23 protein-coding genes and 2 riboswitches are annotated in these 21,423 nt (G+C 63.9%); of the genes, 15 read left to right on the top strand and 8 right to left on the bottom strand.

Annotated elements, in window-relative coordinates:
* Window position 1: 1 nt before the first annotated feature.
* The gene (locus AB433_RS09715; RefSeq protein WP_053059098.1) at window positions 2–586 is read left to right on the top strand and encodes a DUF924 family protein; all 585 of its coding nucleotides are present in this window, start codon (window positions 2–4) and stop codon (window positions 584–586) included.
* Here the strand turns inward: AB433_RS09715 and AB433_RS09710 are convergent.
* From AB433_RS09710 to AB433_RS09685, 6 genes are all read right to left on the bottom strand, one after another.
* Window positions 583–1,239, bottom strand: coding sequence for a retropepsin-like aspartic protease family protein (locus AB433_RS09710; RefSeq protein WP_053059097.1), 657 nt, complete (start codon window positions 1,237–1,239; stop codon window positions 583–585). The two genes, AB433_RS09715 and AB433_RS09710, sit on opposite strands and share 4 nt — an antisense overlap.
* Before the next feature lie 48 nt (window positions 1,240–1,287).
* Window positions 1,288–2,469 (bottom strand): CCA tRNA nucleotidyltransferase, encoded by a 1,182-nt coding sequence (locus AB433_RS09705; RefSeq protein ID WP_047820860.1) that lies wholly within the window; start codon window positions 2,467–2,469, stop codon window positions 1,288–1,290.
* Window positions 2,469–3,080 carry an NUDIX hydrolase gene (locus tag AB433_RS09700; RefSeq protein ID WP_047820859.1) on the bottom strand — a complete coding sequence of 204 codons (612 nt, stop codon included), beginning with the start codon at window positions 3,078–3,080 and terminating at the stop codon, window positions 2,469–2,471. Before AB433_RS09700 ends, AB433_RS09705 begins: the two co-directional genes overlap by 1 nt.
* Complete coding sequence (locus tag AB433_RS09695) at window positions 3,077–3,643, bottom strand: DUF1285 domain-containing protein (RefSeq protein ID WP_047820858.1); 567 nt, start codon at window positions 3,641–3,643, stop codon at window positions 3,077–3,079. The genes AB433_RS09700 and AB433_RS09695 overlap by 4 nt, the downstream gene beginning before the upstream one ends.
* 27 nt (window positions 3,644–3,670) lie before the next feature.
* Complete coding sequence (locus AB433_RS09690; protein ID WP_047820857.1) at window positions 3,671–4,192, bottom strand: GNAT family N-acetyltransferase; 522 nt, start codon at window positions 4,190–4,192, stop codon at window positions 3,671–3,673.
* Window positions 4,193–4,278: 86 nt separating this feature from the next.
* Window positions 4,279–5,442 (bottom strand): PQQ-dependent sugar dehydrogenase, encoded by a 1,164-nt coding sequence (locus AB433_RS09685; protein ID WP_047820856.1) that lies wholly within the window; start codon window positions 5,440–5,442, stop codon window positions 4,279–4,281.
* A gap of 72 nt (window positions 5,443–5,514) precedes the next feature.
* Here AB433_RS09685 and AB433_RS09680 point away from each other — a divergent pair, with 72 nt between their 5' ends.
* The 5 genes from AB433_RS09680 (at window position 5,515) to AB433_RS09660 (ending at window position 10,218) form a co-directional block, all read left to right on the top strand.
* Window positions 5,515–6,111, top strand: a complete 597-nt coding sequence (locus AB433_RS09680) for a ribonuclease HII (RefSeq protein ID WP_047820855.1) — start codon at window positions 5,515–5,517, stop codon at window positions 6,109–6,111.
* A gap of 39 nt (window positions 6,112–6,150) precedes the next feature.
* Window positions 6,151–7,062: an oxidoreductase gene (locus AB433_RS09675; protein ID WP_047820854.1), complete on the top strand. Its 912-nt coding sequence runs from the start codon at window positions 6,151–6,153 to the stop codon at window positions 7,060–7,062.
* A gap of 205 nt (window positions 7,063–7,267) precedes the next feature.
* Window positions 7,268–8,434, top strand: coding sequence for a site-specific DNA-methyltransferase (locus AB433_RS09670; RefSeq protein ID WP_082134868.1), 1,167 nt, complete (start codon window positions 7,268–7,270; stop codon window positions 8,432–8,434).
* 71 nt (window positions 8,435–8,505) lie between these two features.
* Entirely contained in the window at window positions 8,506–9,666 is a 1,161-nt protein-coding gene (gene folP, locus AB433_RS09665) for a dihydropteroate synthase (RefSeq protein ID WP_047820853.1), read from the top strand.
* 3 nt (window positions 9,667–9,669) lie between these two features.
* Window positions 9,670–10,218 carry a DUF1643 domain-containing protein gene (locus AB433_RS09660; protein ID WP_082134867.1) on the top strand — a complete coding sequence of 183 codons (549 nt, stop codon included), beginning with the start codon at window positions 9,670–9,672 and terminating at the stop codon, window positions 10,216–10,218.
* Here AB433_RS09660 and AB433_RS09655 read toward each other — a convergent pair.
* Entirely contained in the window at window positions 10,206–10,970 is a 765-nt protein-coding gene (locus AB433_RS09655; RefSeq protein WP_047820852.1) for an SDR family NAD(P)-dependent oxidoreductase, read from the bottom strand. The genes AB433_RS09660 and AB433_RS09655 overlap by 13 nt on opposite strands.
* A gap of 19 nt (window positions 10,971–10,989) precedes the next feature.
* Window positions 10,990–12,405, bottom strand: a complete 1,416-nt coding sequence (locus AB433_RS09650) for a sigma-54-dependent transcriptional regulator (protein ID WP_047823775.1) — start codon at window positions 12,403–12,405, stop codon at window positions 10,990–10,992.
* A gap of 277 nt (window positions 12,406–12,682) precedes the next feature.
* Here AB433_RS09650 and AB433_RS09645 point away from each other — a divergent pair, with 277 nt between their 5' ends.
* The 9 genes from AB433_RS09645 (at window position 12,683) to gcvT (ending at window position 21,417) form a co-directional block, all read left to right on the top strand.
* Window positions 12,683–12,805: an aa3-type cytochrome c oxidase subunit IV gene (locus AB433_RS09645; protein ID WP_047820851.1), complete on the top strand. Its 123-nt coding sequence runs from the start codon at window positions 12,683–12,685 to the stop codon at window positions 12,803–12,805.
* 7 nt (window positions 12,806–12,812) lie between these two features.
* Window positions 12,813–13,961: an NAD(P) transhydrogenase subunit alpha gene (locus AB433_RS09640; RefSeq protein ID WP_245626631.1), complete on the top strand. Its 1,149-nt coding sequence runs from the start codon at window positions 12,813–12,815 to the stop codon at window positions 13,959–13,961.
* A gap of 11 nt (window positions 13,962–13,972) precedes the next feature.
* A complete protein-coding gene (locus AB433_RS09635; RefSeq protein WP_047820850.1) occupies window positions 13,973–14,278 on the top strand; it encodes an NAD(P) transhydrogenase subunit alpha part 2 in 306 nt (101 codons plus the stop codon).
* Window positions 14,279–15,799 (top strand): NAD(P)(+) transhydrogenase (Re/Si-specific) subunit beta, encoded by a 1,521-nt coding sequence (locus AB433_RS09630; protein WP_047820849.1) that lies wholly within the window; start codon window positions 14,279–14,281, stop codon window positions 15,797–15,799.
* Between the two features lie 149 nt (window positions 15,800–15,948).
* Window positions 15,949–17,169, top strand: coding sequence for a S8 family serine peptidase (locus AB433_RS09625; RefSeq protein WP_047820848.1), 1,221 nt, complete (start codon window positions 15,949–15,951; stop codon window positions 17,167–17,169).
* A 121-nt stretch (window positions 17,170–17,290) separates the two neighbouring features.
* Complete coding sequence (locus AB433_RS09620) at window positions 17,291–17,986, top strand: aspartate/glutamate racemase family protein (RefSeq protein WP_047820847.1); 696 nt, start codon at window positions 17,291–17,293, stop codon at window positions 17,984–17,986.
* Window positions 17,987–18,029: 43 nt separating this feature from the next.
* Window positions 18,030–19,247 (top strand): deoxyguanosinetriphosphate triphosphohydrolase, encoded by a 1,218-nt coding sequence (locus tag AB433_RS09615; protein WP_047820846.1) that lies wholly within the window; start codon window positions 18,030–18,032, stop codon window positions 19,245–19,247.
* Complete coding sequence (locus AB433_RS09610; protein ID WP_047820845.1) at window positions 19,240–19,956, top strand: NAD(P)H-binding protein; 717 nt, start codon at window positions 19,240–19,242, stop codon at window positions 19,954–19,956. Before AB433_RS09615 ends, AB433_RS09610 begins: the two co-directional genes overlap by 8 nt.
* A gap of 36 nt (window positions 19,957–19,992) precedes the next feature.
* Window positions 19,993–20,101: riboswitch (glycine riboswitch) on the top strand.
* Window positions 20,102–20,217: riboswitch (glycine riboswitch) on the top strand. It abuts the riboswitch before it with no gap.
* 48 nt (window positions 20,218–20,265) lie between these two features.
* Window positions 20,266–21,417: a glycine cleavage system aminomethyltransferase GcvT gene (gene gcvT / locus AB433_RS09605; protein ID WP_047823770.1), complete on the top strand. Its 1,152-nt coding sequence runs from the start codon at window positions 20,266–20,268 to the stop codon at window positions 21,415–21,417.
* Window positions 21,418–21,423 lie beyond the last annotated feature (6 nt).

The following is a 21,423-nucleotide window of genomic DNA, read 5'->3' as shown; positions in this document are numbered from 1 at the left end:
CGTGGCGGTAGAACAGCCGTGGCTGGAGGTGCTGGACTTCTGGTTTCGTGAACTCGCTCCAGCGCAGTGGTTCGACGGCGGGTCCGAAGTCGACGCGATGATCTGCCGGCAATTCGGCCCGCTTGTCGAGGAAGCGCTCGCGGGCGATCTGAACCACTGGGCGCAGGAGCCGCGCGGCAGGTTGGGCCTGATCATCCTGATCGACCAGTTCACGCGCAACGTGTTCCGTGGACAGGCTCGTGCCTTTTCCGGCGATGGCAAAGCGCAGACGCTCGTTCTGGAGGGGCTGGAGCATGGGGCGGACAAGGTACTGACCCTGTCGGAAAGGCAGTTCTTCTACATGCCGCTGATGCACGCCGAAGATAGCGCATTGCAGGATCGCAGCGTCGCGCTTTTCGCGGGGCTTGTGGATGAGGTGCAGGCTATAGCGGACTTCGCACGCGGCCACCGCAATGTGGTCGGCCACTTCGGACGTTTCCCCATGCGCAACGATGCTTTGGGCCGTGCCGACACAGCAGGGGAAAATGCCTACCTTCGCGCGGGCGGCGGCTATCCCGTGGGGGCCATCGCCACCGGTCGACGCTAGCTGGCCACGCGCGGTTCGTGGGGCACGAGGATCAGCGTTCCGTTATCGACGCTCCAGCGTTCGAGGCGGCTGAGAAAGTTCATCCCCAGCACATTCATCCCGTTCATCGTCGGCGCGATCACCGCACGCAGTTCGCGCGCGGCAATCGTTCCGGTTTCCAGCCGTTCGATCGTCGTCAGCTGCGCCGGCGCGCTTCCGTTCGCCGTCTCGAGCCGAACCGTGCCCATCATCGATTCCGCCTCGATCCCGGCAGCTTGCGCCGTTTCGGTAGAGATCGCGGTCAGGCTCGCCCCGGTATCGACGAGGAACCGGGTGGGGTGTCCGTTGACCTCCGCCTCGATCCAGTAGTGACCGTCACCGGCCAGCGGGATGTGCGTTTCCTCACCATCGACGATCTGTTCGGGCACGCCCAGCTGCGGCATGGCAAGGTTCGGGTTCAGCCGCGCCAGATCGATCACCGTAAGCACCAGTACGGCAACAAGCCCGAAACTGCCCAGCCCGCGCAACAGCGCGCCCGATTTGGGCATGACCTTCATGAGCGCCCCGCCAACCATAGCCACGCACAGTGCAATCAGCGCGAGCGCCAGTGCAGGCTTGTCGGCAAGCATGTCGCCGTAGGGAAGCTGTTGCAGGAATTCGACGATGGTGTTCACGCCTTTCCGTTTAGCGACGCCCTGCTTTCTACAGCCTGACCGGCCTGATCATCCAAGGTTGGCGATCTCTTCGGCCATGAAAGCGCGGGTCTGCGCTTCATCGGGAAAACCATTTGCGATCCAGCGGGTTTCCACTGCGCGCAGCACTTTCGCGACATCCGGCCCCGCGCCGACACCCGCCGCGACGATATCGCCGCCCTTGATCGGCAAGGCGGGCAACTCCCAATTGGCGATGGTGTTCACCGGTTCGCCCAGCAGCAGCAACCGGTCGCGCGCGACCTCAAGCCCCTCACGATAGGCAAGCCCGCGCGGGTTCACCGCATCGGCGTCGTTCCGCATGGTCGCCAGCTTGATGCGCTTCTTCTGCGCGTTCGACAGCCGCAGCCGTGACGCGACCTGTTCGGCTAGGGCCGGATCGGGCGGCAAGAGCGCGGCCAAACGTCGGATCGGATCGGGCGCAATGCGGCCCTCACGCTCGGCACTGATCAGGCGGGCTAGACGATCGATCTGCACCGCGCCCGCCTCTGGGAGAACCACCTTGAGCACGCCAAGATCCGCCATCCGCGCGACGGTCGGTGCGGGATCGGGCAAGGCGAGCAGGTTCTGCAGTTCCCAACCTACTCGTTCGCGCGACAGGCCCTTTAGCGTTGCGGCCAGTTCCCTGCACGCGGCAATTGCCTCTGCATCGGGCGGTTCGGAGCCAAAGCGGGCGTGAAACCGGAAATAGCGGAGGATGCGCAAGTGATCCTCGGCAATCCGCTGACGGGCATCGCCGATGAACCGCACGCGCCTGTCGTCCAGATCGTCCAGCCCGCCAAAATAGTCCGAGATGTCCAGCGTTGTCGGGTGCAGATACAACGCGTTGATCGTAAAGTCGCGCCGGGCGGCATCGTCTTTCCATTCGGATGCGAAGCGCACGGTCGCGCGGCGTCCATCGGTCTCTACATCGCAGCGCAGCGTCGTAATCTCGACTGGACCGCCATCCAGCACCGCCGTCACCGTGCCATGTTCCAGGCCGGTGGGAACCGTCCGGATGCCCGCATCTTTCAGGATGGCAACAACCCGGTCCGGGTGATGGCGCGTGGCGATGTCTACGTCATGCGCCTCATGCCCCATCAGCGCATCGCGCACGCAGCCGCCGACATAACGGCATTCGTCAGCACCCAGCGCCGCGACCAGCGCGGCAATGTCCTTGCGGTGGACCCATTCGGCTTGTGATATGGGCACCATCAGTCCCAGCCTTCCCAGCCCAGCCGCATCGCCAGATTTGCGAAAATTCCGGCGGTGGCACCCCAGATATGATGCCCGTCCCAGTGGGTTTCGAGGAATTGGCGGTCGCGCCCGCGATAGAACAGCGATCTGGTCGACCAGCTTGCCGGATCCAGCAAGTGCGACAGCGGCGCTTCGAACCATTCGTCGACCTCTGCCGGGTTGGCGCGCAGTTTCAGGTTCGGCGATACCGTTGCCAAAATCGGCGTGATCGAAAAACCCGTTCCAGTGACGTAGCGGTCGGTCGGCCCGATTACGTGGACAGCCGAGAGGGGCAGGGCGATTTCCTCGTGCGCTTCACGGAGTGCGGCCTGGACCGCATTCTCACCCGGATCGATCGCACCACCGGGCAGCGCGACTTGTCCGCCGTGATTGCGCATCTTTGCGGGCCGCTCGATCAGGAAAACACCGGGGCCGGGGCCATCTTCCTCGGCGCGTTCTGTCACCGCGATAAGGACTGCGGCATCGCGCCGGGTTTCGGGTGCCATTTCGTTTTCGCTGCGAATACCGTGCACGTCGCGGCGGTGGCCGCGCAGGTGCATATCGACAAGACGGTCGCGGATCGCGCTCATGCGACGGATGGCACCAATGCGAACGTAGCGCCGTTGCTGGTGACCGATAGTGGCTCCGCACCCTCCGCAATCGCGATTTCGGCAAGCTGGGTATAGGTAGAGCGGTCCAGCCGCGCTTCCAGCCCGTCGCGCACGGTTACGTAGATCGCTGGCGTTTGGGCGTCGCCGCGCGCTGTGATCGGGTGATCGGTATCAGCGGTCACGAACTCGTCGGTGTTCAGGCGAAAGGTCAGTACCGGTTTTCCGCCGCATTCATCGCGGCGAACGTCGGTGGCGATAAAGGGCGCATCGTCAACCGCGATCGAAAGCTTTTGATACGGGACGACCAGCCAGTATTCGTTTCCATCCCGCCGCAGCAGGCCGGAAAAGGCGCGGACCATCGCCGGGCGGGTGATCTCGCTATCGTCATGATACCAGCGCCCGTCGCGCGCGATGCGCATGCCGCTTTCGCCCACGTTGTCCGGGTTCCATTGCGAAACCGGCGGCAATGTACGCGCGGCGACCGCCTCTGCCACTTCGGCAAGGGTCATTCCGGCAAGATCGGGAGGGACTTCGTATGGCATCTGCTGACACAGCGATGCCAGATCGCTTCACCCGCGCCAAGGCCCAAGCATACCGGTTTCGGGCAGAACTGCCTGATTATCGGTGCGAACCAGCAGACGGGCCGGGTCCCATGGACCGGGAAGCTGCCATCCGGCGGTACCCTGCGCAGTGAAGCCGAAGAACCGACCGTAATAATCCGCATCGCCGATCAGCACTTGTGGCAGCGGGGCGGCGTCCCCGGCCAGATCTTCTAGCGCCGAGAGCGAGGCGAGGGTCAGCGCCTTGCCATACCCGTCGTTCTGCTGTTCGGGCAGCACGGCCACGGGTCCGACCATGACCAGCGGATGTGCGCGGCCTGCTTCGTCGGTCAATGCGACCGGCCAGCACTGGATCGTGCCGACCAGATAGTCTTCGTCATCCAGCGCAGCAAAGGACAGGCCGGGTAGCCATTCCACCCCGTCGCGCACCTTGTAGGCGGTTCGCTTCTGCCGTTCCGGCTCGAACGCGCGGTCGAGCAGCGCTTCGACAAGCGCGGGTTCGACCTGGTCGAGGGGAATGATCGTGGCCATCGGCGGCACCGGCCCTTTTTGTGCAACTGCGTAAAACGGGCGGGCCGATAGGGCGCACCGGGGCCGATGTCGAGCGAATTCCGCCCCTAGCGCGGTGTCAGGCGCAGGATACGGGCGTTCTTGCCGTTCTCGGCGACCCAGATCGAACCGTCGGGCCCCTGTGCCAAAGCACGCAGTCCGCGCCCGAAATCATAGCGGGCACGTTCGACCGGCCCGTCGCTATCGAGCGATACGTCAATGAGCGCCTGCGTTTTCAGGCCAGCGATCAGGGCGTGACCCTGAAGCCCGGGAAACTGTGCGCCCGAATAGATCAGCATATCGCCAGGCGCGATGACCGGGTTCCAGCTAATCGCCGGTGGGGCAAATTCAGGACGTTCGGCATGGTTCGGGATCGGCTGGCCGCCATAATGATCGCCGTTCGAGACGACCGGCCAGCCATAGTTTTTGCCCGGCTTGATCCGGTTCAATTCGTCGCCACCCTGCGGTCCGTGTTCCAGACCCCATAGCTGCCCCTGCCCATCGAAAGCGAGGCCAAGGATATTGCGGTGCCCCATCGTCCAGACTTCCGGAAGGGCCACGTTTTCGTCCGCCAGCGGATTTCCGGCCGCAGGCGTGCCATCGAGATTGAGGCGCACGATCTTGCCCAGCGTCGACTGCGGGTCCTGCGCAGGGTCCATCTTCTGCCGGTCGCCCGACGCGACGAACAGGTATTGTCCGTCGGGCGCAAAAGCGAGGCGGTGCGAGTAGTGCCCTTGACCCGATACCTTCGGCATCTGTCGCCAGATCACGCGCAAATCCTTAATGGTGCAGGCCGTATCGCTTTCGCACGATAGCGTGCCGCGCCCCACCGCAGCGCCGCGTAAATTGCCGCGACCCGCCTCGGCCCAACTGAGATAGATTGCGCGGCTGGCCGCATAGTCCGGCGCAAAGGCGATATCGCCGAACCCGCCCTGACCGCCATAGGCGACGATCGGCACACCGCTCACCGACCCGCGCTGGCCGTCCGCGGTCAGGAATTTTAGCGCGCCGCTTTTCTCGGTCACGAACAGCGTACCGGTTCCCGGTTCGAAGGCCATGGCCCACGGTTCGTCAAACCGCGCCATTTCCTGCACCGCGAATTGCGTGCCGGGGTCGCCCGCCTCGGTCTGGTCCGCGTTTTCGACAGCCTGTCCACTCCCGCCTGCGGAAGAGGGAACGCCGCAGCTTGCAAGCGCGATAAAGGCGGGCAAGAGAAGGCGGGTGATGTGCAAGATAGTTCGCTTTCCGGTTCGGTCTGATGCCTGTGTCAGGCTCTATGCGTCCGACCGGGTTAGGTTCCGAACATGAACGCCCCGTTGATAGCCGGAGTGGATGAGGCAGGGCGTGGCCCACTTGCCGGGCCTGTCGTGGCCGCCGCCGTGGTGCTGTGCAAGCCGCGCCCCTCCGGCCTTGGCGATTCCAAGGTGCTGTCGGCTTCGCGGCGAGGCGAGCTTGAGCAGGTGATCAAGCGCCGGTGTCACTGGGGCATCGGTGTGGTCGATGTGGGCGAGATCGACCGGCTGAACATATTTGGCGCGACAATGCTGGCGATGACACGGGCGGTAGAGGCGGTATGCGCCAAGCTGGGGTGCGATCCGCTGGAGGTGCTGGTCGACGGCAATCTGACGCCGCAGGGCCGCCGCGACGAATGGCGATGGCCCGCGCGCGCCATCGTCAAGGGCGATGCGAAAGAACCGTGCATCTCTGCCGCCTCGATCATTGCCAAGGAACACCGCGATCGCCTGATGCGCGAAGCCGCGCGCGAACATCCGCATTACGGGTGGGAGCGGAACGCGGGTTATGGCACGGCGGAACACCTTGCGGCCCTGCGCGAGCATGGTCCGACGCCATTGCACCGCCGGTCGTTCGCTCCGGTCGCGCAATTGGAACTGTCGCTCTGATCGCGCATTGGCGTTCAGGGATAGACGAGAGGACCTGAGATGCCCGGATTCACCGCCGCCGACGTACCCGACCAGACCGGCAAGACATTCGTCGTAACCGGCGGCAACACTGGACTTGGCTTCGAAGCGGCCAAGGTATTGGCGAGTAAAGGCGCAGAGGTGATCCTGGCCTGTCGCAGCGAGGAACGGGCGCGATCCGCCATCGCGCGGATCGTTGCGGACCACCCGGACGCAAAGCTCGACTTCGTAGAACTCGATCAGGCGGACCTGTTCAGCGTGCGCCGAGCCGCAGAGGCGCTGTCGGCGCGGTCGAAGATCGATGTGCTGGTCAACAACGCCGGGGTCATGATGGTCCCGCTCAGCCACACGGCGCAGGGGTATGAGATGCAGTTCGGGGTCAACCACCTCGGCACTTTCGCGCTGACCTCGCTGCTGTTGCCTAAACTGGCCGCGGACGGCGGCGGGCGCGTGGTCGTCACGTCCAGCATCGCGCACCGCAGCGGAGAGGCGATCTGGAGCGATCCCAAGGCCGAGGAAAGCTACAGCCGGATGCAACGCTATTACGATAGCAAGCTGGCCAACGCGCTGTTTTTCATCGAACTGGACCGCAGGTTGCGCGCCGATGGATCGCCGGTCGCCGCCATCGGTTGCCATCCCGGCATCGCCTCGACCGAACTGGGCCGCCATTTCGGGCCGGCGAAGTTCATGATGCCGCTGGTCGGCAAGCTCTTGAACAGCGCCCGGCAAGGCGCGTGGCCAACGCTTCAGGCCGCGACCGACCCTTCTGCCGAGAGCGGCGATTATTTCGGACCGCGCGGTCTTCGCGAAATGAGCGGCCCTTCCGGACCGGCGTTCCTGACCCGGCTGGCCCGCGATCCCGGGGCGGCGGAATGGCTGTGGAAGCGTTCGGTCGAACTCACCGATATCGACCCCGATCTGGCCGGGGCCTGAGGCGGATCAAATAAATGGCAGGGCGAGTCCCGGCGGCAACAGACACACGATATTGAGTCCGCACTTGTCGTTGAGACTCAACATCCTGTGCGCGACTGTTGCGGCAAGGACTCAGCTCATGGCGAAACTGCGCCGCGACAGACGACACGAGGCTTGACCGCGAGTCCGCGAGGATTCACCATGGGTTATCCACAGGGGAAAACTCATGGCCACCGTGCTGCTCAATACGCCCGCCACGATCGAGGCGAAGACCAAACCATCGCGGAAGATCGCCGAAATCGGGACGAAGGCACCGCATGCCGATCTTCCGTTGGGCCAGATCCTCGACGGCGATTGCGTTGCGGCGATGCGCTCGCTTCCCGCCGCGTCCATCGACATGATCTTCGCCGATCCGCCGTACAACCTGCAACTGGGCGGAGACCTGGCGCGCCCCGATGGCAGCGCGGTCGATGCGGTGACCGACGATTGGGACAAGTTCGACAGCTTCGCCGCGTACGACGCCTTCACCCGCGCATGGCTGGCAGAGGCGCGCCGCATTCTGAAGCCCAACGGCTCTATCTGGGTCATCGGCAGCTATCACAACATCTTCCGCGTCGGCACGGCGATGCAGGATGCGGGCTTCTGGGTGCTGAACGACATCGTATGGCGCAAATCGAATCCGATGCCGAATTTCAAGGGCACGCGCTTTACCAACGCGCACGAAACGCTGATCTGGGCCAGTATGGGCGAGAAGGCGAAGTATACCTTCAACTATCGCGCGATGAAGACACTGAACGACGAATTGCAGATGCGGTCGGATTGGGTCCTGCCGATCTGTTCCGGGCCGGAGCGGTTGAAGAAGGACGGCACCAAGGTGCACCCGACCCAAAAGCCGGAAAGCCTGCTTTATCGCGTGATGCTGGCGACGACGAACCCCGGCGACGTGGTCCTGGACCCGTTCTTCGGAACCGGCACGACCGGCGCGGTGGCCAAACGTCTGGGCCGCGAATGGATCGGGTGCGAGCGCGAGGGCGACTATCGCGAGGCTGCGCTGGAGCGGATCGAGATGGCCCTGCCGCTTGACGAAACCGCGCTGAAGACGATGCAGTCGAAAAAGCAGGCACCGCGCGTGGCATTCGGCACGATTGTAGAGGCTGGCTATATCCCCGCCGGCACTGTGCTGACCGACAAAAAGCGCCGTTGGAGCGCGACGGTGCGCGCAGACGGTTCTCTTGCCATCGGCAAGGACACCGGCTCGATCCACTCGCTGGGTGCGAAGGTGCAGGATGCGCCGTCGTGCAACGGCTGGACGTTCTGGCACATGGAAAAAGGCGGCAAGGTCGAGCCTGTCGATGCCCAGCGCCAGCTCTATCTCCTCGCCATCGAGGACTAGGCGAGGGCCAAGGGCACAAAACATAGGGTAAACGCATTGGCCGCGCCGCAATCGGGCGGTAAGGGACGGTCATGCCAAAGCTTTATATTCAGCCGCTGACATTCGCTCCCTCGCCACAGGTGGTTGAGGGGAAGGACCGTATGCCGGGGGGCGTCCGGCTGGCGGGTACGATGGTCTATGCCCGCGAATTCGCGATCCTGATCCGTTCGGACAGCGGCCCGATCATCAGCCGCGAGATCGTGCGTACCGAAGACCTTGCCGCCGCACTGGCCCGTTTGCCGGCTCCGCTGGTTGAGGAGGGCCAGCGGCAGTGGTCGAACCTGCGGATGGCGCACCGCCCTCTGGAACTGCAACTCGGCAGCGGAGAAGTGCGGACCATCCGGCTTGACCAGCCGCAGGTTATGGGCATCCTGAACGTGACGCCCGACAGCTTTTCCGATGGTGGCCAAAATTCCGGAATGGGTGGGGAGGTCGATGTCGAGGCGGCTGTGTCGCGCGGCGTGGATATGCTCGAAGCCGGTGCGGCGATCATCGACATTGGCGGTGAATCCACCCGTCCGGGCGCAAAGGTCGTCTGGGAAGGCGATGAGGCGAAGCGCGTTGTGCCCGTGATTGAGCGACTGGCGAACGGCGGCGCGGCGGTGTCGGTCGATACCCGCAAGGCTGCGGTGATGGAGGCCGCGCTGGAGGCTGGCGCGCGGATCGTCAACGACGTTTCGGCCCTGTCGCACGATCCGCGTAGCGCCGAGGTGGTGGCCGATGCACAGGTTCCGGTCGTGCTGATGCACGCGCCCGGTACGGGCGACGACCTGCACGCCGATGCGAATTATGGCAATGTCGTGCTCGACGTGTTCGACGCGCTGCGTGAGCGACGTGACACGGCCATGGCTGCGGGTATCCGGAGGGACAATATCGTGCTCGACCCCGGCATTGGGTTCGGCAAGTCGGTGGCGGAAAACCTCGCGCTGTTGAACGCGCTGCCGCTGTTTCACGCGCTGGGCCAGCCGTTGTTACTGGGCGTCAGTCGCAAGCGGTTTATCGGGGCGCTGTCAAAAGAGGCACCCGCCGATCAACGGCTTGCGGGCAGCCTTGCGGTGGCGACATTGGCGGCGGACATGGGTGTGCAGATGTTCCGCGTCCACGATGCGGCAGAGACGATGCAGGCGATGCATGTCTGGCGCGGGCTGCGCGATGGCGCGCTGACGGATTTCACGCAGCTGCCCAGGGATTGAACGATGGCGGCCCGGGCGGCTGTAGCGCGAATTGCTGAGTGGGCGGGTGAGCTAAACCTCGATTTCCGCCACGACGATCCGACGGGGCATGGCGCGGTGTTCAGCCGTTGCGGGCGCTATCGCTATCTGCTGTGGCGCGATGCGGTCGATGTGCGGGCGATGATTTCCATAGCGATGCTTAATCCGTCAAAGGCCGATCATCTCGCCAACGATCCGACCATCGCGCGATGCCACGGACGCGCCCGGGGCGAGGGGGTATCGCTGCTGGTCTGGAACCTGTTTGCCTTGCGAGAGACCGATCCTTTGCGTTTGAAGCAGCGACGCGGCCCTGTGGGGCGATGTAATGACGATGCGATCCGGTTGGCGCTGGACCTGGCCTGCACAACGGTGTTCGCGTGGGGCGTGCATGGCTCGCATCGGGCGCGCGATGCAGAGGTATTGCGGTTGTGCGAGGGTGCCGAGCTGCACTGCTATGGCAGGACCAAACATGGCCTGCCGCGCCATCCGCTCTATTTGCGCAAGGACGTAAGGGCCGTTCCCTACAGGGTGTAGCCGCCGTCGCTTCGCAAGACCGCGCCCGTGATGTTGGCGGACAGGTCCGAGAGCAGGAAGCCGATCTGCGCTGCGATCTCGTCGGCGGTCGCGTAACGGCCCAGCGGCGTAGCGATTTCGCCCATGCTGGCAATGGCCGCTTCGCGAGAACCAAGCGATTTTGTCATGTCGGCAAAGAAATCCATTCCGTCCCAAATCGGCGTATCGACCCCGCCGGGGGCGATAGCGTTCACGCGGATGCCGTGCTCTGCCCCCTCTCGCGCCGCGACGCGTGCGAGTTGCACAACCGCTGCCTTCGCCGCGGCATAGGCTGCCGTGCCGGGCTCTGCCTTGAAGGCGGCGGCCGACGCTGTGACGGCGATGGTGCCGCCTTTGCTCCGCATGACTTTCAGCGCATGACGCAGGCCGAGGAATACGCCGTCGAGGTTCACCGCCATCAGCTTGCGCCACCGGGCAAGATCGCCATCAACGATAGGAAAGGCATCGCTGATCCCTGCATTGAGCAGCACGCAATCGAGGTCAGTTACCTCGGCCATGCCGATCTTCCAGAGCGCGGAATCGCTGACATCGCCGCCGATACGCCGCACTTCGCAGTCGAGGTCCAGCGCATCCAGCGCGGGACGATTCATATCGACCAGCACCAGCTTCGTAATGCCATGGGCGTCCAGCCAGCGTGCCGTGGCCGCGCCAATGCCCGAAGCCGCGCCGGTGATCAGCGCGGTCTTTCCCGAAAAATCAAAATCTGCTGCCATGACATGCAGCTAAGCGCGTTCAAGCTGCGTTGTCGATTCCCAGATCGCCCAGCTTGCGATAGAGCGTGGACCTGCCGATGCCGAGCCGTCGTGCAACCTCGCTCATCCGCCCGCGATAGTGGCCGATGGCCAGGCGGATGACGTCGGCTTCGATCTCTTCCAGCGTGCGAAGGTGCCCGTCGGGGCCGAACAGGGTTACGCCGCCGGCCTGCGGCGGAGTCGGGGCGGCGATTGTTTCGCCGACCAGGTCGTTCAACTGCGGGAAATCCTGCACGGTCAGCGCATCGCGGTCGCAGAAGATCGCGGCGCGGAACAGCACCGCCTGAAGCTGCCGCAGATTGCCCGGCCACTGATAGCTTTCCAGCAGGCAAAGCGCCTCGTCCGTCACGCCGAGCCGGCGCAAACCCGGCTGCTCGCCGATCAGCGCAAGGAAGTGCCGTGCCAGCGAAGGGACGTCGCCATGCCGTTCGCGCAATGGGGGTAGCCCTATCGTGCATGCGGCCAATGCCTCGCCCAATGTGGGGTCGAGCACGCCGTGGCTGGCCATCATGACAGGATCTTCGCTGGACGTGGCGAGGATGCGCACGTCTAGCCGGAAAGAATGGTTCGCGCCCATCGGTTTGGCCTCACCCGTGGCGATAGTGTGGGCCAGGCGGGCCTGAAGCGACAGGGGCAGGCGCTCGATATCGTCGATCAGCAGGGTGCCGCCGTCGGCCTCTTGCAAAATACCCGTCCGCCGCTCGAACGCGCCGGGGAAAGCGCCTTTTTCATGGCCGTAAAGCGCCGATTCGAGATTGCCCGCCGACATGCCCGCCGTGTGGAGCACGAGGAACGCCGACTTCGCGCGCGGACTGGCGGACCGCATCGCGCGGGCCAGCAATTCCTTGCCCGTCCCCGGCTCACCCGCGACCAGGATGGGGCCGTGGCCCCGCGCAGCCTTGGCCGCACGGGCGAGGGCAGAGCGAAATTCGGGGGCCGAACCGATCATCATGTCGAAATCGAGCGGAGCTTCTATCTTCTCAGCCAGCGGCGCAAGTTCGTCGCGCCGGACATCGGACACGACCGAGCTTTCCAGCGCATATAGCAGGCGTTCCGACCCGATCGGTTTCATCAGGTAATCGGTCGCCCCGGCACGCATCGCCTCTACCGCCAGCAGCGGCGAAGCGCTTTGTGTCAGGAACAGGATCGGCACTTGCGGGGCCGCACCGCGCAGATCGCCGATCAGCTTGCAGCTGTCTTCGCGCGCGACCAGTCCGTCAAGCAGCAGCGCATCGGGCTGCACCATCTCGTCACTGGCAAGATAGGCCAGTGCGGTGATTCCATCCGGCACCGATTGCGTGCGCCATCCGGCCCGCGCGGCGATGGATCCCACCAGCCGCGCCTGCGCCGTGTCGCGATCGACAAGCAGCAACAGACGTGATTCTTCGTCGCTCATATGGCCCCCTGCGCCGAACGCGCCCATCGCGAGCGGCATCCAAATGCATAAACGGACATCGTAAACAATGCCTTTAGAGCCGAACCGCAGTCGCCGCGTCTATGCGATCTATCACAGCGAAGCTCACCCCTTCCTGAACGGCCATCATACCCAAGCAGGCTTGTGCGCCGCGTTCATGCTGGGTAAAGCCACCCGCTGCGGCGGCTGTGCTGCCGATAGGGACATCTCGCCCTGCATGAAATTGCGGGCGCTTTAACAAAGGGATACTCGGACGACCATGGCAAACCCTGAAAACATGAAGGCCGCCCGTTCAACCTATGAAGGTTTTATCGCGATGACCAAGTGGGGCACGATCGTGTGCGCCATCGTTGCTGCCATCGTTATCGCCATCATCGCCTGATCTTATCGTGACGGATGGGGGAGAGGCGCTAGGGCCGATCATCGCCGTCGTAGCAGAACGCGCCCAAGACGAGACGCGCGTCGCTGCGACACCGGAAACGGTCAAGAAGCTGACCAAGCTGGGCGCGCGTATGCGGGTCGAGAGCGGGGCAGGTGTTCGGGCGTCGATCTCTGACGCGGACTATGCGGCCGCGGGTGCAGAGGTTGGCGACTTGCCTTCGACGGTGAAGGACGCAGACTGGGTGCTGGGCGTGCGCGGACCGGCGGTGCTGGACTTGGCGGGGGCGAAGCAGGGCGCGAAAGTTGCCGCAATCTTCGATCCGTTCCGGGAAAAGCACACGGTGGAGGCCTATGCCAAGGCCGGGTTCGAGGCGTTGAGCATGGATTTCATGCCGCGCATCACGCGGGCGCAGTCTATGGACGTGCTGTCGTCGCAATCGAACCTTGCCGGGTACAAGGCGGTTCTGGTCGCTGCGAACCTCTATGGTCGGGCTTTCCCGATGATGATGACCGCCGCTGGCACGATTACCGCAGCCAAGGCTTTCATCATGGGTGTCGGCGTTGCCGGGCTTCAGGCGATTGCCACCGCGCGCCGTCTGGGCGCGCAGGTATCGGCCACCGACGTACGTTCGGCGACGAAGGAACAGATCCAGTCACTGGGCGCCAAGCCGATCTTCGTCGAATCGGTAGAGGGGATCGAGGGCGAGGGCAGCGGCGGCTATGCCACGGAGATGAGCGAGGAATATCAGAAGGCGCAGGCTGAACTGGTGTCGTCGCACATCGCCAAGCAGGACATCGTCATCACGACGGCCTTGATTCCGGGGCGCGCTGCTCCCCGCCTGATCAGCGATGCGCAGATCGCGACGATGCGCGCCGGCTCGGTCATCTTCGACCTTGCCGTCGCGCAGGGCGGTAACGTCGAAGGTTCGGTGCCCGATCAGGTCGTCGAAAAGCACGGCGTGAAAATCGTCGGCTATTCGAACACGCCCGCGCATCTTCCGGCGGACGCTTCGGCGCTGCTGGCGCGCAACTTCTTCAACTTCCTTTCGGCGTTCTGGGATGCGGACAGGAACGAGGTCGTCCTCGACGAGGAAATCGGCGACGCAATCCGCCTGACGCAGGGCGGCAAGGTCGTCAACGAACGGCTGCTGGGCTGAGGGGACGGCACATGGACTTTATCGCAATTCTATCGATCTTCGTGCTGGCCTGCTTTGTCGGCTATTACGTTGTCTGGTCGGTTACGCCCGCGTTGCACACGCCGTTGATGGCTGTGACCAACGCTATTTCCTCGGTCATTATCGTCGGCGCGCTGATCGCGGCGGCAGAGGCAGGTAGCCCCGCCGCGAAATGGCTGGGCCTGATCGGCATCGTGCTGGCCAGCGTCAATATCTTCGGCGGCTTTGCGGTCACCGAACGCATGCTGGCGATGTACAAGAAGAAGGAGCGTCCTGCTCCGAAAGGGGAGGCCAAGTAAATGAGCCTGTCTTCCCTGCTTGCCGTCGTCGTCGAACAGATCGAAGTTATCGACGCACCGGTCGAGGCCGTGACACACGAGGTGAACCCGTGGGTGGCCTTTGCCTACCTCGTCGCCGGTGTCTGCTTCATTCTCGCACTGCGCGGGTTGTCGCATCCCACCACGTCGCGCCGGGGCAACCGGTATGGCATGGCCGGTATGCTGATTGCGGTGGTCACCACCCTGATCACGCATGACATCGCCAGCCTGCCCGAGATTCTGATTGCTATCGCCATCGGTGGCGGCATCGGGTTCATCACCGCGCGCAAGATCGCGATGACGGACATGCCGCAGCTGGTTGCCGCGTTTCACAGCCTTGTCGGCATGGCCGCAGTGCTGGTTGGCTGGGCCGCCTATCTGAACCCCGGTGCCTTCGGCATTCTGGTGCCCGGTACGCTCAACATGGATGGCGGACTTGGCGTTGGCCAGCAAATGGTGATCAGCCCGGTCAGCCGCGTGGAAATGGGACTTGGCATCGCCATCGGCGCGATCACGTTTTCGGGATCGGTCATCGCCTTCCTGAAACTGGCGGGCAAGATGAGCGGTGCGCCGATCCTGCTGCCGATGCGCCATGTCATCAACCTTGGCACGCTGGCCGCGATCCTGATCCTGACCGGCCTGTTCACGGTCGATCAGTCGCCGTGGATCATTGTCGCGATCACCGTGCTGGCGTTTATCATCGGGTTCCTGCTGATCATCCCGATCGGCGGGGCGGACATGCCAGTGGTTGTCTCGATGCTCAACTCGTACTCGGGCTGGGCTGCGGCGGCGATGGGCTTTACCCTGCACAACACCGCGATGATCATCACCGGCGCGCTGGTCGGTGCATCGGGTGCGATCCTTTCCTACATCATGTGCAAGGCAATGAACCGGGGATTCCTCTCGGTCATCGCGGGCGGCTTCGGTGCGGACAGCAGCGGCGGCGGCGCGGGCGCGGCGGCCAGCGACCGTCCGTGGAAGCGCGGCAGCGCCGAAGACGCGGCCTTCATGATGAGCCAGGCCGAACAGGTCATCATCATTCCCGGCTATGGCATGGCGGTGGCGCAGGCACAGCACGTGCTGCGTGAAATGACCGACCTGCTCAAGGAAAAGGGTGTGGGCGTGAAGTTCGCGATCCACCCTGTTGCGGGCCGTATGCCGGGGCACATGAACGTCCTGCTGGCCGAAGCGAACGTGCCTTATGACGAGGTGTTCGAGCTGGAAGACATCAACGGCGAGTTTGCGCAGACCGACGTTGCCTTCATCATCGGCGCGAACGACGTCGTGAACCCGGCGGCCAAGACCGACAAGTCTTCGCCCATCTACGGCATGCCCGTGTTTGATGTGGACAAGGCCAAGCAGGTCTTTTTCATCAAGCGTTCGATGGGCGGTGTCGGCTATGCCGGGGTCGACAACGACGTGTTCTACATGGACCAGACCATGATGCTGCTTTCCGACGCCAAGAAGATGGTCGAGGAAATCAACAAGGCCTTGGCAGATTAAACATTCGTTATGCCGGAGGGGCGAACCGTGCCCCTCCGGCGACGAAATTAGTTTCATAAGATGCTAAATAGCATTGCGCCGATAACCTGAAGGCGTAGTCTCTACCTCTGTTCCCATGGGATCGGGAACGATAGGGAGACATCAGGGTCATGCATATCAAGGGACTGTTCGTCGCCGCGCTTGCCGGGGTGAGCGTTTTTGCCATTCCGGCTGCTGCTCAGGATGCGCGCGGGAAGCCGATCGCCAACCAGTACGTCTGCAAATTCCACGACGCCGCCGTGTCCAAAGGCCTGGCCCGCGTCGCTGCCGAAGGCGCGGTGCGCCCGAACGGCGGTCGTGTGCTGAACGTCTATAGCAACGCGATCCGCGGCTTTTCGGCCTATATGACCGATGCTGAAATGCGCCGTATGAAGGCGAAGAATCCCGGCATCGCTTATTGCGAACAGGATTTCATCGTCACTGTCGGCCCGATTGAGGTTGGACCCAAAGCCCCCGGCGGCAATCCCGGACGTCCCGGCGGCGGAGGTGGCGGCGGCGGTGATGGTGGCGGCACCACGCTGAACCACGACGATGGCGACGCGGAAACGCCCTATGGCATCGACCGCGTTCACGGCGGCGCGACCTACAACGGCGGAAACGTTGCGTTCGTCATTGATTCGGGCATCGACCTGAATCATCCCGATCTCAAAGTGGATGCCAACCGCAGTCGCGATTTCACTGGCGAGAACAACGGCGGCGATGACCTGTCGGGCCATGGCACGCACGTTGCTGGAACAATCGCTGCAATCGCAGGTAACAATTCGCAGGCGCCGAACGGGGTCGCCGGTGTTGCTGCCGGTGCCACTGTCATTGCGGTGCGAGTGCTCGATGCAAGCGGTTCGGGTGCCTACTCCAATGTGATCGCCGGTGTAGACTATGTCGCAGGTGAAGGTTCGCAGGGCGACGTTGCTAATATGAGCCTTGGTGGCGGTTATTCCTCGACGCTCAACGCGGCGGTTCAGAACGCCGCTGCGAGGGGCATCCTGTTTGCACTGGCCGCAGGAAATGAGCGTCAGGATACGGCTCGCACATCGCCTGCAAGTGCCGAGGGGCCGAACATCTTTACCATCGCCGCGATTGATGAAACCGACGGATGGGCCAGCTTCTCGAACTACGGCGACGAAGTCGATTTCGCCGAACCTGGCGTTCGCATCCGTTCGACCGTCCCGGGCGGCGGCTATGCCGTGTACAGCGGCACATCCATGGCATCGCCGCACGCGGCCGGTATCCTGCTACGCGATGGAGGCATCACCGCAGAAGGTTCAGTAACGCATCGCAAGACCAGCTACTCCATCGGGATCTCTGCTTCGGGTTCTGCACCGCATAACTAATACCCGACTTGAAGGGCGGGGTGACCCGTTCCCGCTGTAAAAGGAGCGGCGTGTCGCTGGACGCGCCGCTCCTTTTCTATCTAGATGGGCGGGCGACGCACGGAACAAGGGATTCGGACTTTTGCGAAAACTCGGATTGATCGGCGGGATGAGCTGGGTCAGCACCCGCGGCTATTACGAGGATATCAACCGTATCGTGCAGAAGGCGACCGGCGATAAGGCCTCGGCCCCGATGCTGATCGAAAGCCTTGATTTCGCGCCGATCTATCGCATCACCAATCGCGAGGAATGGGACCGCGCGGCGCAGACATTGGTGGCATCCGCCCAACGGCTGGAGACTGCCGGAGCAGAGGCGCTGGTGATCGCGGCGAATTCGATGCACTGCGTTTACGACCGCGTGGCGGAGAGCGTTTCGATCCCGATCCTGCACATCGCAGACTGCGTGGCCGACGCGATGATCGCGGAAAAGGCGGGCAAGGCCGCGATCCTGGGCACGCGCAATGTGATGATGGAAGAGTTCTATCGCCGCCGTCTGCTGGCGCGCGACATCGAACTGATGCCGCCGGAAATCGAGATCGTCGAGATTATCGACCGCATCGTTTACGAAGAAGTGATGCTGGGCAAGGTGCGCCGCCAGAGCGAGCGGGAACTGCGCACCATCATCACGAACCTCGAAAAAGACGGGGCGGAGGCCATCGTGCTGGCCTGTACCGAGCTGAACCTCATCGTTCACACCGATGCCAATGTTCTGCCGATCTATGACGGGGCGGAAATCCACGCGAAGGCGGCGGCGAAGTGGATTTTGGGCGAGGGCTAATCTCCTCTTCAACCCGCGCCCGGTTTCTGGCAGGGCCGCGGGCATGACAACGCTAGCCGCCCACGGCGACAGAACCGAAGCCTTGCCGCCGACCGCGCGCTGTGCCGCCGACCCGGCGATGAGCCGCGGGCGCGAATTCGGTGAGCCCGGCGGCGGCGTGCGCGGCCCGCGCAGCGCGTTCCAGCGCGATCGCGACCGGGTGATCCATTCCATCGCGTTCCGCCGGATGAAGCACAAGGCGCAGGTCTTCGTCGCGCCCTATGGCGACCACTATCGCACGCGCCTGACGCATAGTCTTGAGGTTGCGCAGGTTGGCCGCGTCATCGCCAGATCCTTGGGGCTGGACGAGGATCTGACCGAGGCGCTGTGCCTTGCCCACGACATCGGCCACGCGCCGTTCGGCCATGCCGGGGAGGACGCGCTGAATGCCGCGCTGGCGGATTACGGCGGGTTCGACCACAACGCGCATACGCTGCGCACGCTGATGCGGCTGGAAAGCCCGTATTGTACGCACGAAGGTTTGAACCTGTCGTGGGAGACGCTGGAGGGGCTGGCCAAGCACAACGGTGCGGTGGCGGAGGACAAGCCGCTCCCTTGGGCGCTGGCCAAACTGGATCGCGCCTTTCCGCTCGATCTGGGGCGCTGGTCCAGTCTTGAGGCGCAAGTCGCGGCGGTGGCAGACGACATTGCCTATGACAACCACGATATCGAAGATGGACTGCGCGCCGGGTTTATCAGCCTCGACCAGTTGCTCGCCATCGATTTCATCGCCGACCAGTGGCGTGCCATCGAACGGCGCTTTCCGGGCACCCCGCGCGATCGGCTGCAACGCGAACTGGTGCGCGGGCAGATCGGCTGGATGGTCAATGACGTGATCGCGGAAACCAAAGGCCGCGTCGCCGATGCGGGCGTGACGAACGCGTTTGAGGTGCGGAAGGCGGGTCGCGCGCTGGCCGGTTTCTCGCGCGGGGTAGACGCGGCGGAACGTCGGTTGAAGCGGTTCATGTACGACAATGTCTATTACCATCCGGCGCAGAAGCGGACGGCGGAACTGGCGGTCGATCTGGTGAAGTGGCTGCACGGGGCCTATGCCGACGATCCCGCGCTGCTGCCCGATGACTGGCACGCGTCCCTACCCGCAGAGGAGCCGGAACGCGCGCGGCATATCGCGGATTTCATCGCGGGTATGACCGACCGCTATGCGATCCGACAGTACACCGCGCTGTTCGGCCCTCCGCCAGAGGAACTGAGCAATGTCTAGCCGCATGGTCCTGATCGGCGCGACCGGCATGGTTGGCATGGCTTTGATCGGCGAGGCACGCCATTTCCCGCACGTTCGCCTGACGGCGCTGGCCCGGCGCGAAGTGCCGCTGCCCGATGGCGCGCGGATGGAGATGATCATCGCAGATCCCGCCAACTGGCCGGGCGCGATTGCCGATATGAAGCCCGATGTGCTGGTCAGCGCGCTGGGCACGACGATCAGGCAGGCGGGCGGCGACCAGCAGGCGTTTCGCGATGTCGACTACGGCCTTGTCCTGCAATGCGCGAAGGCGGCGGCCCATGCGGGGACGCGGCAGATGATTGCGGTCAGCTCGGTAGGGGCGGATGCGAATGCCAAGAATTTCTACCTGCGCACCAAGGGTGAGGTAGAGAACGCGCTGAAGAAGCTCGACTTCGCGCGGGTCGATATCCTGCGTCCGGGTCTGCTGCGCGGCGTGCGGACTGGCGAGCCGCGCAAGGCTGAACGTATCGCGATGATCGCCAGCCCGGTGACCGACCTGTTGCTGAACGGCAAATACCGCCGCTACCGCTCGATCCGGGCGAGCGAAGTCGCTGCCGGGATGCTGGCCCTCGCGGGAGAGAAGGCGGAGGGGCGCTTCGTCCACGAACACGATGCGATCCGCCGCGCCCCGGCGCTTTCGCGCGCACGTCGCCACGTTGTCCCCGCCGCCGGTTCGATGGCCGATTGACTTCGCGTGCGCCGGGCGACAGGGTTTTGCCACGCCGCTGACCGCGCGGGAGAGTGTTCGTGATTCGTCCCTAGGGACGGGAAACGAACCGCCGAAGGAGCAACCGCCCCGGAATCTCTCAGGCACAAGGGACCGTGCCGGTCGATAGCGACGCTCTGGAAAGTGCTTCCAAATCGGGGGCCACCGAAGGGGTAACCTCGCGCCTTTCTGATGAGAGCGCACGGGGGAAAGCTCTCAGGTTTCCGTGACAGAGGGGGCCGTGGGTTCGCGTTTCGCGGGCTCTTGGCCATTCATGTACGGAGCTTGATTTTGAGCGATCACGAAACCGATACCGACGTCGAAACGATCGAGACGCTGCCGCTGGATGCGTGGCACCGCGAACGCGGCGCGCGCATGGTGCCGTTTGCGGGCTATCACATGCCGATCCAGTATGAGGGCATCCTCGCGGAACATGCCTGGACGCGCGAAAACGCGGGCCTGTTCGACGTGTCGCACATGGGCCAGCTGATGGTGACGGGTGACGGCGCGGCAGAGGCTCTGGAGGCGCTGATGCCCGGCGATTTCTCGGCGCTGAAGCCGGGGCGCATCCGATATTCGCTGCTGCTGGACGAGCATGGCGGCATTCTCGACGACCTGATGGTCACCAATGTCACTCCGCCCGATGCGGCCGCCCCGGAATATTACCTCGTCGTCAACGGCGCGACCAAGTGGGAAGACATCGGCCACTTGCGCGAACACCTGCCCGACGAGATCACGCTGAGCCATCTGGACGAACGTGCCCTGCTGGCCTTGCAAGGGCCGAAGGCGGCGGCTGCGCTGGACCGGATCGTGCCCGGCGTCGCCGATACGCTGGTGTTCATGCAGGGCACTTCTGTCGAATGGCAGGGCGTACAACTGGGCGTGGCGCGGTCGGGCTATACCGGAGAGGACGGTTTCGAACTGTCGGTTCCCGCGGACAAGGCAGTTGCATTGGCCGATGCGCTGGTCGCTTTTGACGAAGTAAAGCCGATCGGGCTGGGCGCGCGGGATTCGCTCCGGCTGGAGGCAGGCCTGCCGCTCTATGGCCACGACATTACCGAGGATACCGATCCCGTCGCCGCCGACCTGACCTTCGCGATCAGCAAGGCGCGGCGCGAGCAGGGCGGTTTCCCGGCGGCGGACAAGATCCTGGACACGCTGGCCAAGGGGCCGAGCGCCAAGCGGGTCGGCATGACGATAGAGGGCCGGATGGCCGCACGCGAAGGCGCGCCGGTCTTCGCCGGGCAAGCGCAAGTCGGGCAAGTCACCAGCGGCGGCTTTGCGCCCACCGTCGGCGGCCCCATCGCCATGGGTTATGTCGAGAGCGGGCACGCCATGTCGGGCACCAAGCTTCAGATCGAAGTGCGCGGCAAGATGCTGGAGGCGACCGTCACCGACATGCCGTTCGTACCACACCGTTATCACCGTAAAAAGAAGGCCTGAGCCGAC

Source organism: Croceicoccus naphthovorans, assembly GCF_001028705.1.
In the GTDB taxonomy this organism is placed as follows: Bacteria; Pseudomonadota; Alphaproteobacteria; order Sphingomonadales; family Sphingomonadaceae; genus Croceicoccus; species Croceicoccus naphthovorans.
This window is presented reverse-complemented; position numbering and strand designations above follow the sequence as displayed.